The organism is Candidatus Electrothrix sp. (assembly GCF_052785085.1).
On sequence record NZ_JALAAI010000106.1, the window covers coordinates 1 to 13,709 of the forward strand.

Consider the following 13,709-nt stretch of genomic DNA (forward strand, 5'->3'; position numbering starts at 1 on the left):
GAAACAGCGGAGGCCATGTTGTATTTACGGGCGCATTACAAAGCTGGTCGATGGAACATGCTGAGAGAGCATATTTTTTCCCTCAAGGCAGCAAGTGTGGTTTGACCTACTTTTTGGGAATGCTCCCGATGCGCCGCTGGACCAAGGAACAGGCCGAACAGACCGTGCAGGAGGTCATTGCCACTGCGGCCCCAGGCGGCGGTTTCATTCTTGCTGATAACGGTGAAATTCCCTGGCAGGTCAGCGAAGAAATATTGCTGGCTGTCTCAGATGCCGTGCATACCTGGGGCAATTACCCTGTTTATCAACAACACGGGAAGGAGAAGGACAGGTGCCATTAACATTCTGTTTTCTTGTCTGCGAAAATTTTTTTCCTGAAGTCAAGGCAGCTGTTCAGCAGCGGGGTTTTTTATACGTGGAAGTTCGATCATTTCCCTCCCATTGCAATTCCGTGCCAGTACGTTGGGCTGAACTTACTGAGACGATCAAGTCCACACCAGCAGACCTTGTGGTGGTCTTTGGCAGTTATTGTCTGCGTAAGCTGAAAATCCCCCAGGCAGATGTTTCCCGATGTCACATCAGACAACAAGAACAATGCCATCACCTGCTGCTCAATCCAACGCTTATTGATGCCTTACAGCAGAACGGCACCTATCTTTTGAGTCCGGGCTGGCTCAGGCGTTGGCGAGCACATATTGAAGTCTGGGGTTTTGATCGTCCGACTGCCTTGGAATTTTTCGGGGAATCTTTGCGGAAGCTGCTCCTCCTTGATACTGGCACAGATCAGGATGCCCAGCAGCATCTTGCCGAGTTTGGAGCTTTTCTGCAACTTCCTGTTGACACCCTGCCCATTGGTCTGGAGTTCCTTGAACGTACCTTGGCGCAATGCAGAGCCAAATATCAAAAAGAGGAACTCAGACAACAGAAAAAAGATCTTGAGCGTCAGGCTGCTGAATCAGCAATGACTTTGGATCTTGTTCGTCTGGTCACCAGGGCCAAGTCCAGGCCAGAAGTTATTTCCGCTATTCTTGAGCTATTCACCATGCTCTTTGATCCGCAGAAGATACATTTTATACCAGTAAACGGTACAAAGGTGCTTTTTGACCAAGCACCGGATCTGACAGCGGAAGAACAGCTGCAAGCAGAGCAGTTTTATGCCTGCGAGGAAAGACACATACTCCTGGATGAAGAACTCGGAACCTTTTTATTACGGATAGGCAGTAAGGGTGAGGTAAAAGCCTTGCTTTTTGTTGCTCAGGTTTCCTGCCCTGAATATATTCATCAATATATTAATACCGCACTTGCTGTGTCGGAAATCTGCGATCTGTCCATTCAGCATGTGCAGGTTCTGAAGGAGCTTTTCACTACCTCTCATCTTGCAGGAAAAGCTGAGGTGGCCACGGAAGTGCTCCATAATGTGGGCAACACCCTGAACAGTATTTCGGTTGCTTCCGAACAGATTCGGGAAACTGTACAGAAGAGCAGTAGTACCAGTCTTCCTGAGATTGTCCGCCTGATACAGGAGCATGAACATGATCTCGAACATTTTTGCGTACATGATTCCAGAGGGCGAATGCTGCCCTCCTATTTTGCCAAACTTTCGGAAAAACTGGCTGAAGAACGGGAATTCCTGCTTGCCGAAGCAAGTCGTCAACTCCATCATATTCGCCGTATTGCGGAAATCATTCGCAGTCAGCAGGAGACCATAAAGCCTACTCGTTTTACGGAACAGTTTAATTTATCTTCTCTTCTGGAAGAAAGTCTTGATTTTTTTCAGGATGTTCTGGATAAGCAGGGCATCACGGTGGAGCGGCATTATGAATGTAAACAGGTTATGACCGGAGAACCACATAAGCTGCTACAGGTTATCAGTAATCTTATCCGAAATGCCGTGGATGCCTTTAACGGTATTTCGGTTGAGCAACGGAAAATTTTCCTGAGCACGTATTCCTGTGCCGACTGCAATGAGGTCATCATTGAGGTGAGGGATAACGGTAAAGGAATACAGAAAAATATTATCCAGCAGGCTTTTACCTTTGGGTTTACCACCAAGAAGGGTGGGCACGGCTTTGGCCTTCATAATGCCGCCAATCTGACAGCGGAAATGGGAGGAAATCTGACAGGAGAAAGTGCAGGATTGGGGCAGGGAGCAACATTCAGGATGCGCCTGCCTGTCATTAAAAAAGGGGGAACAAAGTGACAGTGATAGCACAAGGTGTGCGGCGGGTTTTAATTATTGATGATAATGAGGAAATACACAATGATATAAAAAAAATTCTCCGGCCGCCACCAGCAAAGAATGACCTGGATAGTCTGCTTGCCGGTATTACCGGGAAAACCGCTCCGCAGGAGATGGAGCATGTCATTGAGGTTGATTCCGCTTTTCAGGGTGATAAAGCTGTGGAAATGGTTCGCAAGGCCAGGCTGGAAGAACGACCATATTCCCTGGCCTATGTGGATATGCGGATTCCTCCGGGGCTTGACGGGTTGCAGACAATCAAAAAGTTACAAATGGAGGATGATCGGCTTCAGTATGTCATTATCACAGCCTATTCTGATTATTCCTGGCAAGAGATCAGTGATGCATTGATTGCCAAGGATAATCTCCTTGTTATCAAGAAGCCTTTTGAGGCCATAGAAATACGCCAGACCGCCAGTGCGCTCATTCAAAAATGGAATATCGCCTTAAAACGGGAGGAACTCCTTGCTGCGCTGGCTGTGCAGCGAGATCTGCTGGAGGATCAGGTAAAAGAGCGAACAGCTCAACTGGATCAGAAAAATGTACTTCTGAAAAGAGAAATTAAGGAGAGAAGAAAAGCCGAAGAGCAGATACGGCAGCACCGTGATCATCTGGAACAAGAGGTGGTGCGACGAAGTGCCCGGATTGTTCAACAGAATGATTTTCTTCACACAGTGATCAATTCGCTTCCCCACCCTTTTATGGTGGTGAATGTTGCAGACTATACGGTTGCCATTGCTAATAAGGCTAATAAGGCAACACGGGAAAAGGGGCAGGGGCATCCTGATGGGGAAAGATGTTATGAGTATCTGCATGGTTTTGACCAGCCCTGTCATAAAAATGGTCTGCCGTGTCCATTACAGGAGCTGTTGTATCAGAAGGAACCAGTATTACTTGAGCATAATGTCCCTGATAGTCAAGGCAATGAACGTATTCTGGAGGTGCATACGTATCCTGTGGCAGCCCCGCAGACTGAGAAGGAAAAAAAACAGACCATTGAATACTGTATTGATATTACCCGGCGAAAAAAACTGGAAGCAACATTCCTGAAAAACAGCAAAATGGAGCTGGTTGCAACCCTGGCAGGAGGTATAGCGCACGATTTTAATAATCTTCTTATGGGAATTGTTGGTAATATTGAGCTTGCAAGTATGAATCTGCAAGCAGGCCATACCGCTGTCGGGTTCCTGAATTATGCAACTGAAGCATCTGTCCAGGCAAAAGAATTGACCCAAAAATTCCTTTTGTTTTCTAATTTTGATCCCCCAGCGCGTCAGGCAGCTCCTCTTGGTGACCTGCTCACCACCAGCTGCCTGGCTGTTCTTGCAGATTCTCCTGTTATTCATGAATTTCATTTTTCACAGGATTTATGGATGGCATATATTGATCCGGGCCAGTTGGATCTGGCCTTTCGCGAACTGTTTTTGAATGCCAAAGAGGCAATGGACCCACAAGCACAAGGGCTGATCTCTCTGACTGCTGAGAATATAACCCGTTCCGGGCCTGACCATTACGAACCAAACAATGGCAAATATATCAGGATAACGCTTCAGGACCAGGGATGCGGTATTGAGCAGCAAGACCTTTCCAATATCTTTGACCCGTATTTTTCAAGTAAGGTCCGGGGAAACGGCAAAGGAATGGGATTAGGTCTGACCATTGCCTCCTCTATCATCCATCAGCATCAAGGTTCTATAGATGTTGCCTCAACCCCGGGGCAAGGAACAACGGTGTATATTGAGCTTCCAGCGGCCAGGGAGTAGAATGTTTTTTTTACTTTTGTTCCTGGGCTGTATCCAGCACTTCCCGGACGTTTTTTGCTAATGTCCTTGTGGAGAGCGGTTTGATAATATACTTTTTAATACCCAGTTGAAGTGCCTCCTGTTCCGAAAAGGCTGCTGTATAGCCTGTACAGAGGATAATCGGCAGGTCGGGCCGTAACGCAAGAAGAGAGCGGGCAAGATCCCTGCCAGTGAGTTCCGGCATGGTGTGGTCTGTGATCAACAGATCAAAATAATCGGGATTTTTTTGAAATTTTTCCAGAGCCTTCAGACTTCGGGTTTCAACGGTAACCTGGTAACCAAGCTTGCTTAACTGGGTATGGCTGATACTGGTAATGTCTATTTCGTCATCAACAAAAAGGATGCGTTCGTTGCCACGGGGAAGGGGGGCAGCTAAGTTTTTTTCGCTTTTTTTTATTCTTTTTTTCTTCAAGGTCGGAAGGAATATATGAAAGGTTGTGCCTTGGCCTGTCATACTTTCTACTTCGATAAATCCTTTGTAATCTTCCACAATACCATGAATCACAGCCAGCCCTAGCCCTGTGCCAGCCCCCTGTTCCTTGGTGGTAAAATAGGGATCAAAGATACGGCTCATGGTGACATCATCTATTCCTTGCCCACTGTCCTGGACTGTGAGTTCCACAAAGGAACCTGGTTTGACGCCAGGCTTGTCCTCAATCCGATCAGGAGCTATGTCAACGGGTTTTAAACGGACGTGCAATGTGCCCTGTTCATTGCCAATAGCATGAAATCCATTGGTTAAGAGATTGAGAATGATCTGGTGAATATTAGTGGGGTCAGCACAAACCATTCCACAGTGTTCATCAATATCTTCCTGTATATCAATGCTTGCTGGCAGAGAAGAGCGCATCATCTTGACTGCTTCCTTGACGGTCTGATCAATTTCCAGCTCTTTTTTTTCCTGTTTTTTTTTCCTGCTAAAGGTCAGGATCTGTTTAATGAGATCTGTTGCTCGATCGCCAGCAAGAACAATTTGATCCAAATCATTCACCAGCGGGCTGTTCGCAGGCAAGGAGAGTTTGATGATTTCTGTGTATCCCAGAATGGCAGCAAGGATATTGTTAAAATCATGGGCAATGCCCCCGGCAAGGGTACCAATGGCTTCCATTTTCCGAGCTTGAAAAAGTTCTTCTTCCAGCTTTTTTTTATCTGTTATATCACGGGCAATATAGACAAAGTACTGAAGATTTTTTTGTTCATCCAGCACAGGGGCAGAACAGATATGGAAAAAATTATCCATGAGTTTATGCTCAACCATACTGCAATGTTGATGACCATCCGCTCTTGAACGTATTCCAGGACAACCTGGGCAGGGTGTTATTCCTTCCCGAAATAAGCTGTAACACGTCGTACCTATGAGTTCTTCAGGGGTTGCCTGGAAAAAATCATAGGTTGCTTGATTCGCCCGAATGATACGCATATTACTGTCCTGGAGCGTGATAATATCGGGAATAGCGTCAAAGGTTTTTTCCCATTCCTGCGTTTTACGCCATAACTGTTTTTCTATGGCAGCCCGTTTTTGGATCTGCCTGCTGGTTTTTACATAAAAGACCACCAGGCCTGTGGCTCCTATGAGGTAAATCAGAAAATGGTACAGGGCACTTGTCCTGAATTGTTTGCGAAAGAGTTCAATGATACCATCCATAGGAAAGGTTATGCTGATTCCACCACGAATATTACCGACTTGATCACCTTTACGCATATGGCATTGAAGACAGGATTCCTGGGTGATTGCCGGCATCATGACACGCATAAGGGTTTTATCGCCTTTTTTTATCAATTTTGAGGCGTTTTTTGCTCCTTTGGTAAAAGAAATAAGTGCTTCCCGTTCCCACTCGTCTGGGGTATTTTCTGTGCGAACTGCGTCAAGGCTGGTAGTACGACCGCCGATTCCATATATTTTCCGTTCAAGCTGGTATGCCTGACGGGTCATGTGGGCCGGATTGATCAGTGTGAGTTTTTTCCCGCTTGGCGTGACAATATCACGATCTGTAAAGCCGCGTAAATAGGGGTTGGGCTGATTAATATCATTTATCGGAGCGTAGATGCCACCGTTATAAGCATTCCATAACTCGTAGATATAGTCTTTGTTAACAGCAGTGAGTCCAATTTTTTTTCCTATTAATTCAACACTTTGCCATTCATGTCGAACGTAGATCCAGAGAGAACTGCTTAAAAGCAATGACCAGAAGAGGAAGGCTGCCACGCACCAGAGACGGAGTTGTTTAAGGCCAGCACTTGTACTGTTTTGCATACAACGTTCACGTTTTGTTGTCCCGGTTCTTGGGGGCCAGGATCAGGGGCTTGTTGGCTGATATATCAAAAGGCAACGTCAAAATTTTTAAAATGGAGCCATTGTAAACAGTATCAGCATGTTCTGTTAACAGAAATAAAGAATTATAACGAGTTGTGCCAGAGAAAGAAAAGAGAATCGCTTTCTTTCCTGATATCATTATGGTATAGGGAGGATGAAAAGATGTCAAACAGGAAGAACATGAAAAATTAAACCGACAAAACAAGAAGATTTATGAACTCATACCTTATTTTTATTCTTTTCGTTTTGGTGGGCGGATATGTATTAGATCTGGTCATCTCTTTTCTGGAGATACGTTCTCTGCAGCCTGATCTGCCTGCAGAGTTCAGAGATACCTATGATGAAGAAAAATACTGCGCCTCCCAAAAATACACCAAGGTGACAACCGGCTTTTCAGTAATTCAAGATACGGTTACCCTGGTGCTTACCCTTATTTTTATCCTGGCAGGTGGCTTTAACGTTGTTGATCTGCTGGTACGGAGCGTTGGCTGGAGTTCCATTGGCACTGGTCTCTTGTTTACAGGGTCTCTTATTCTGCTTTCTTTTCTGGTGGGGATCCCGTTCTCTCTGTACTCCACCTTTGTGATTGAAGAGCGCTTTGGTTTTAATAAAACCACGGGTAAAACCTTTTTTCTTGATCTCCTTAAGGGACTAGTTTTGGCTATCCTTATAGGAGGTCCCTTACTGGCTGCGGTGCTCTGGTTTTTTGAGATTACCGGTTCTCTGGCCTGGATCTATTGCTGGTTGGCAGTAACCCTGTTCACCTTTATCCTCCAATTTCTCGCTCCGGTGCTGATTATGCCCCTGTTTAACAAGTTTACCCCGTTGGAAGACGGGGAGCTTAAAGAGGGCATTACCCAGTATGCAGCCCAGCAGGATTTTGCGATCCAGGGCATTTATACAATGGATGGATCCAAACGTTCCACCCGGCTCAATGCCTTTTTTACTGGTTTTGGTCGCTTTCGCAGGATTGTCTTTTTTGATACGCTGATGGAAAAATTGCAGCCCCAGGAAATCATAGCTGTGTTAGCCCATGAAATGGGACATTTTAAAAAAAAACATATCTTCAAAATGATGGCTGCCTCTGTTGTCCAAACCGGTCTTATGTTTTTTATCCTTTCGCTCTTTCTGGGCAATGAGCAGCTTTTTGCAGCCTTTGGTATGGAGCATGTCTCAATCTATGCTGGTTTGATTTTTTTTGGTTTTCTGTATGCACCGGTTTCCATGCTGCTCTCCATCTTTTTTAATTTTTTTTCAAGAAAGAATGAGTATGAGGCTGATGCCTGGGCTGTAAAGACAACAGGTGATCAGGGGGAAGAATTGATTAATGGTCTTAAAAAACTCAGTGTTCATAACCTGTCTAATCTCACCCCTCATCCCTTGCATGTTTTTCTCCATTACTCCCACCCCCCGGTATTGCAAAGAATTGAGGCAATTCGCCTGATTGCCAAAGAACAAGGAACAGGAGGCTGCAACCCATGAGTCAGGGTATGAAACATATAAAAATAACTGAGGCCCTGAAACAGGCATGGGTTGAACAGCTGATCCTGGAGTTTAAGGGGATTTGTTGGCAGTATAAGCTCAAACTGCAACTCCCGATTTTTGAGATATCAGCAACCAAAAAACAGCTTGGATGCTGGATTCCTGAACAGCGTATTCTCCGTCTCAGTGAGCATCTTATAGCTAGGTCTTCCTGGGATATGGTATTAATGGTGCTCAAGCATGAGATAGCCCATCAGGTCTGTTGTGAATATTGGGGAAAGAAACACGCAGGTCATGGCAAAGATTTCCAGAAGGCATGCCAGCTGCTCGGGGTTTCTTTTCCCTATAATCGTGCTCAAGGGGATCTGCTGGATGTCCTTGCAGAGCCATCGACCAATGAACAGACTGAAGAAGGGCGAAAGGTTATCAGGCGGATCAATAAGCTGCTGGCCCTTGCTGGTTCAGAGAATGAACATGAGGCCACCCTTGCCATGCAGCGGGCCACGGAATTACTCCATCGCCATAATCTTGAAATGTCTAGTCTTGCTGAGCGTTCAGGCTGTGTACGGCTGGAGATCCAGACAGGGAAAAAGCAGCTTCCCACTTGGCGGAAGAATATTGGAAGGATTTTGCGAGATTATTTTTTTGTTGAGGTGGTTTTTTCTTCCCTCTATGATGCTCAGCGTCAGGACTCCTATAAGACGCTTGTTTTGTTAGGGCGTGGGGAAAATGTACCGGTTGCTGAGCATTGCTATTATTTTCTTGAGCAGCAGTTAGCGTCTCTTTGGCAGAAAAACCGTCATCGTTTCCAGGGGAATACCCGGACAGCAAAAAACAGCTATTACCTTGGTCTTTTGCAGGGATTTTCTCAGAAACTTGCTGAACACTCTACAGAGGCGACTATACAGGCAGTTCAGGGTAATCAGAACTATATGGCTGCTGACATGACTGCTGGTCAGCTTATCATGAGTCACGATAGCGGGTTGCAGAATTTTGTTGGCTTACATTTTCCTCGCTTGCGAGCCACCAGAATGAATGCAGTACAAATGAACAGGGAATCCTATGAAAATGCGCTTGTTGCTGGAAAGAATATTGTTCTTCATCAGAGCCTGACCGAGAAAAAGCAAGGAGAAAAGAAGCTGCTTTCTTCGTGGTAGCAGGCTGCCCGGATTGACATGGATAAGAAAGAGGTGATATAATACTCTTCCTTCCTCTTCTGGAGTTGGAGTGCGTTCATAGAACAGTCGTTTCATCTTTTTGGAGGATAAGACAAGAAGAAAATACTTTGCTTGGTTTTCAGGAATAACTCTCAGTGAACTTCAACAAAAGGATAGAGCAGATGGCTGAACCGAAAGAAGACAAAGAAAAAAAAGAACCTTTGCATACAGCATCAGCTGTTGAACAGAAAAAAATTCCAGAAGAAAAGTGCGCTGAGAAGAGTGCGGAACAGGAGATCCAGGAGATCCAGGGAGAAGCTGAGGAAAAACCTTTGGAACAGATAAAGAAAAAAAAGAAAAAATGCAGCAAAAAAACGCAGGCAACATCCAATCCCAAAACGATCATTGTTGATGGCAATGAGGTCAGCTTAAAGAAATTTCTTAAAGAACATAAAAAATTAGCTGACGGCGCACCTAAGCTGAATAAGTATCAACGCAAGGCCATCAGACGCTATCATCGGGAAGAGGCGTTAAAGCCCTATCAAGCTGAGCTGATTCGTTTACAGAAATATCTTGAGGTCAATAAACGGCGGATGATCATCCTGTTTGAAGGACGGGATGCAGCAGGGAAAGGAGGCACTATCCGACGGGTTACCAGGTATATGAATGAAAAACATTACCGGATAGTTGCCCTGGGAAAACCCACTGAGCACCAGAAAAGCCAGTGGTTTTTCCAAAAATATGTCGCAGAATTTCCCCGTGGTGGAGAAGTAGTACTCTTTGATCGCAGTTGGTATAACCGGGCTGTGGTAGAACCGGTCTTTGGTTTTTGTACTAATGAAGAATATAATGATTTTATGCGTGGTGTGACCGGTTTTGAAAAGGATTTGGTTCGCCAGGGCACGGTGTTGGTAAAGCTCTATTTTTCCGTGACCAAGGAGGAGCAGGCCAAGCGTTTCGATCGACGTAAGGCTGATCCTCTCCGGCAATGGAAACTCTCAGAGATTGATGTCCAGGCCCAGAGTCGTTGGGATGATTTTACCCGGCAAAAATATGAAATGTTGAAACGTACCCATACTAACATGGCACCTTGGACCATTATTCGGTCCAATAATAAGCATAATGCCCGTCTCAATGCCATGAAGACCATTCTTAATGCGGTGCCCTATGATCGGGGTAATAAGGATATGGATTATGTGCCAGACCCGGATGTGGTTATCTCCGGGGCCCGTGAAAAGGAACTCATGGATGCCCAGCTCCTGAAACTGGGGCGGTTTATTGGTTAAAAAATCGTAGTAGGGGCACGGCGTGCCGTGCCCGGAACTACCCGTGTTGTTATGCTTATGCATAAAGGGCGACCACCGGTCGCCCCTACTTTTTCAGGCCCACAAAGGAGGCAAAATTAATCCAGCGAAAAAACATTTCTACCTCTTCAAAACCACAGGTCTTGAGCAGGCTGATATTTTCTTCTGGCGTAAAAGGGACCAGGACATTTTCCAGGGCTTCCCGTTTGGCAGCAATCTCCAGCTCTGAATAACCCTGATCCCGTTTAAAATCATGGTACAGGTCGATAAAGCTTCTGTTCAGCCGACTGTGCTGACTGATGATTTTTTCACTGACAAAGAAAAGACCGCCAGCTGGCAGAGAGGTTGCAAGTTGTTGAACAAAGTCCTGACGGAGTATGGGCCGGATAAACTGCATGGTATAGTTACAGAGAATGACATGGGCGTCTTTAAGGAGCAGCTCGGTATCGGTGATGTCCTGCTGATGAAATTCGATAATCGAACTCTTGCCAAACATCTCAGCCTTGCGTTGGGCCTTAGCCAGCATGGCTGGAGCATTATCCAGGCCGATAAAACGGAGATTCATATCCGGGAGCAGGCGTGAAAGTTCCAACAGGGTCGAACCTGTGGAGCAGCCAAGGTCATAGACCACGCTTTCCTGCTCTGCTAATTGGCGAATTATGGACGCTGTGGCCTTAATCACTGTCTGATAATGGGGCACAGAGCGATCAAGCATGTCGTCAAAGACTTCTGCGACCTTATTGTTAAAGGTGAAATCCTCTGTCACCTTGCCACTCCTGTATAACCTGTCGTTGTTCATTCTCTTTCCTGGTTTTTCAAAAAAACGCTGATGCCAATTTGTAAAATACCCTTGCTATCTTGTCAAACTGAAAGTATAAAATGAATGTTTATGTGAATTATCCCTCCTCAAGGGGAAGGGATGGTAATTATATACTCGTGATGCTCTGTCCCTTCAAGGGCGAGGTCATTTATTTCATTGTACGCAATTTTAATTTTACGCATTTGACAGCTATGTCCTCTAATCAGGAAATACATTTTGATGAGATCCTTGCTCGTTACAAGGCTGATCCCTATAATTATGTGGATATGCACGCTATCCATACCGGAAAAGTACGTTTTTTACTTGAAGAAGGTGCTCAGGTTGAAGGAGCCTCTGGGGAGTGGAAACATAAACCAGGAACACGACTGTACGAGATTGATCGCGAGCGTAATACCAAGGTTATCACTTCAAAGACCAGTGGGGCCATCTCGTCTATCCGTTCTGAACTGGATGGTCAATTTGTCGAAGCCGGGGAAAAGCTGCTCACTATTCGTCATCCGTTGAAGAAAAAGGAGATCATTGAGGCTATCCTGCAGGAGGTTTTATACCTGTTTGAGGCACCGGAACGGGCACGTTACTATTTTTCAATGGATATCCAGGCCAAGATTGAGCAGAAGGGGGCCCGGTCCGTGTTTATCCAGCCTGGTGATGAGATTATCACCATGTCCCTGATGAAGCGGGATACTGCGGTTTATTATACAGGTGAGCCTGGGATTATTCATTCTGTGTACTTTACACCTGGTGACAGCATGGATCAGGGCAAACCCCTGATTGGTGTTTGTGCTGAAGAGAAACTTCCCCTTGTTCAGAAAGTTATTACCAGGGTCAAGGCAGAATGGGAGTAATCGGCCTGTCCTGATTATTTTTCTGTCCCGTGTCTTCTTTTATCCAACAGATCCGTTGTCACCAACAGGTTTTTCTTGACCGGTTGGCGCCCCATTCCTTTGCTCCTGCAACAGTCCAAAAAATACTTGCCTATGGTGCTCCGGTTGGAGCGCTTATTGAACACTATGAGCAACTTAATCGCTGCATGGTGCGTTTACAGTGTTTGATAGAGAAAGCAGAACAACAGGGGCGAGTCTTAGAGGCTGGCACTGTTGTCCTGGCTGATACCCTGACAGAATCCAGTGGTCGTTTTGATCGGGTCTGGTATGCTCCTCAAGGAGGTATTTGGTTAGCTATGGCCTGGCCAGATATCCTGTTACCGGAATTTACCCGTTTTTTTCCCTTTGCTGTAGGGCTGGCCTGCTGTCGTGCTGTGCGTCAGTACGGACTTGATGCTCAGCTGAAATGGGTGAACGATATCCTGGTAAACGGAAAAAAACTGGCAGGTATCCTGTGTACAAGCATTCAGAGCCCTGGTGGTGATCGTTATCATCTGATTGGGATCGGGATCAACGGCAATAATCAGACCTTTCCAGGAGAATTAGAGTACAATGCCACGAGTTTGCGTGTGCAATTGTCCCGAAAAATAGATTTGGCCGAATTGAGCGGCTGTTTACTGGCTGAGTTGCGTTGGGCTATCGGCTTGCTTCATTATGATGAGGAACAGGCCTTAGCAGCTGGGGAAAACTGTGAGCAGGGCAGGCAGAGCTTGGTCCTTGAGGATTGGCAGCAGCTCTCTGATACAGTGGGACAGCGGGTGGAATATGGCTTTGATGTTCAGCAGAACCCCTTGTACCAAGCTGTTGCACGGGAGATAGACCCTTGTGGTGGTTTGGTCATGGAATTGGAAGATGGAGCCAGAGTTACAGAATATTCTGGGGAAATTATTTATCTCTGAAACGAGGATCTTATGAGCAAAAAGAGAATAGCGGTTATCTTATCCGGTTGCGGTCATCAGGACGGAGCAGAAATTCACGAGGCCACCCTTACCCTTTGGGCAATTCATAAACACGGGGCTGAGTATCAATGCTATGCTCCGAATATCCCCCAGCATCATGTTTTGAACCATATTACCGGGCAGGAAATGGCTGAGCAGCGTAATGTGCTGATTGAAGCAGCTCGGATAGCCCGGGGGAAGGTTGAAGATCTGGCGGAGTTTGATGCGCAAACTGTGGATGCTTTGGTTATTCCCGGCGGCTTGGGTGCGGCCAAAAATCTTTGCACCTATGCTTTTGATGGGCCTGGATGCACAGTGAATGACGACGTGAAACAGGCTGTTACAACCATGCATCAGGCAGGTAAACCCATTGGCGCCCTTTGTATTTCCCCGGTTCTGTTAGCCAAGGTACTGGGTGATATTACCCTGACCATAGGGCAGGACGAGGCAATAGCGGCAAAGGTACGTGAAATGGGGGCTGTCCATGCACCTACCGGTATAGGGGAAATAGCTGTTGATCAAAAGAATAAGATTGTTTCCACGCCTTGTTATATGCTGGATTCCCGGGTGGATCAGATTGCCGATGGCGCGGATGCCCTTATTCAGGCTGTTCTGGGATTTATTGATTGATTAACGTTTTTTGGCTCTTCGCAGATTAGTGGGAAACGCCATATTCTGCATAATTAGAATAGACATTCTGGGGAGATAATATTATAATTTGTGAAAAAAATCAAAGAGGTTTTTCCATGAAACTACTTTCTCTTGCTTA

At 45.8% G+C, this 13,709-nt stretch carries 11 protein-coding genes; 9 read left to right on the top strand and 2 right to left on the bottom strand.

The window, feature by feature from the left end; genetic code table 11:
• The first annotated feature begins 101 nt into the window (after positions 1 to 101).
• The 3 genes from L2082_RS14810 to L2082_RS14820 are packed head-to-tail and all read left to right on the top strand — an operon-like array spanning position 102 to position 4,002.
• Positions 102 to 341: a hypothetical protein gene (locus L2082_RS14810; protein ID WP_446009211.1), complete on the top strand. Its 240-nt coding sequence runs from the start codon at positions 102 to 104 to the stop codon at positions 339 to 341.
• A complete protein-coding gene (locus tag L2082_RS14815; RefSeq protein WP_446009212.1) occupies positions 332 to 2,200 on the top strand; it encodes an ATP-binding protein in 1,869 nt (622 codons plus the stop codon). The genes L2082_RS14810 and L2082_RS14815 overlap by 10 nt, the downstream gene beginning before the upstream one ends.
• Complete coding sequence (locus tag L2082_RS14820) at positions 2,197 to 4,002, top strand: ATP-binding protein (RefSeq protein WP_446009213.1); 1,806 nt, start codon at positions 2,197 to 2,199, stop codon at positions 4,000 to 4,002. Before L2082_RS14815 ends, L2082_RS14820 begins: the two co-directional genes overlap by 4 nt.
• A gap of 10 nt (positions 4,003 to 4,012) precedes the next feature.
• Here the strand turns inward: L2082_RS14820 and L2082_RS14825 are convergent, their stop codons facing one another.
• Entirely contained in the window at positions 4,013 to 6,295 is a 2,283-nt protein-coding gene (locus L2082_RS14825; RefSeq protein WP_446009214.1) for an ATP-binding response regulator, read from the bottom strand.
• 273 nt (positions 6,296 to 6,568) lie between these two features.
• Between L2082_RS14825 and L2082_RS14830 the strand changes: the two genes are divergently transcribed.
• From L2082_RS14830 to ppk2, 3 genes are all read left to right on the top strand, one after another.
• A complete protein-coding gene (locus tag L2082_RS14830; RefSeq protein WP_446009215.1) occupies positions 6,569 to 7,837 on the top strand; it encodes a M48 family metallopeptidase in 1,269 nt (422 codons plus the stop codon).
• Between the two features lie 8 nt (positions 7,838 to 7,845).
• Positions 7,846 to 8,994 (top strand): SprT-like domain-containing protein, encoded by a 1,149-nt coding sequence (locus tag L2082_RS14835; protein WP_446009216.1) that lies wholly within the window; start codon positions 7,846 to 7,848, stop codon positions 8,992 to 8,994.
• 182 nt (positions 8,995 to 9,176) lie between these two features.
• Complete coding sequence (gene ppk2 / locus L2082_RS14840; protein WP_446009217.1) at positions 9,177 to 10,280, top strand: polyphosphate kinase 2; 1,104 nt, start codon at positions 9,177 to 9,179, stop codon at positions 10,278 to 10,280.
• An 85-nt stretch (positions 10,281 to 10,365) separates the two neighbouring features.
• On the opposite strand, the gene cmoA is transcribed toward ppk2, so the two are convergent.
• Complete coding sequence (gene cmoA, locus L2082_RS14845; protein ID WP_446009218.1) at positions 10,366 to 11,097, bottom strand: carboxy-S-adenosyl-L-methionine synthase CmoA; 732 nt, start codon at positions 11,095 to 11,097, stop codon at positions 10,366 to 10,368.
• A 212-nt stretch (positions 11,098 to 11,309) separates the two neighbouring features.
• Here cmoA and L2082_RS14850 point away from each other — a divergent pair, with 212 nt between their 5' ends.
• Genes L2082_RS14850 through elbB form a run of 3 tightly spaced genes read left to right on the top strand, consistent with a single transcriptional unit; the run spans position 11,310 to position 13,570 of the window.
• Entirely contained in the window at positions 11,310 to 11,963 is a 654-nt protein-coding gene (locus L2082_RS14850; protein WP_446009219.1) for a hypothetical protein, read from the top strand.
• Between the two features lie 29 nt (positions 11,964 to 11,992).
• Positions 11,993 to 12,901, top strand: coding sequence for a biotin--[acetyl-CoA-carboxylase] ligase (locus tag L2082_RS14855; protein WP_446009220.1), 909 nt, complete (start codon positions 11,993 to 11,995; stop codon positions 12,899 to 12,901).
• Positions 12,902 to 12,913: 12 nt separating this feature from the next.
• Positions 12,914 to 13,570 carry an isoprenoid biosynthesis glyoxalase ElbB gene (gene elbB / locus L2082_RS14860; RefSeq protein ID WP_446009221.1) on the top strand — a complete coding sequence of 219 codons (657 nt, stop codon included), beginning with the start codon at positions 12,914 to 12,916 and terminating at the stop codon, positions 13,568 to 13,570.
• The last annotated feature ends 139 nt before the right edge of the window (positions 13,571 to 13,709 follow it).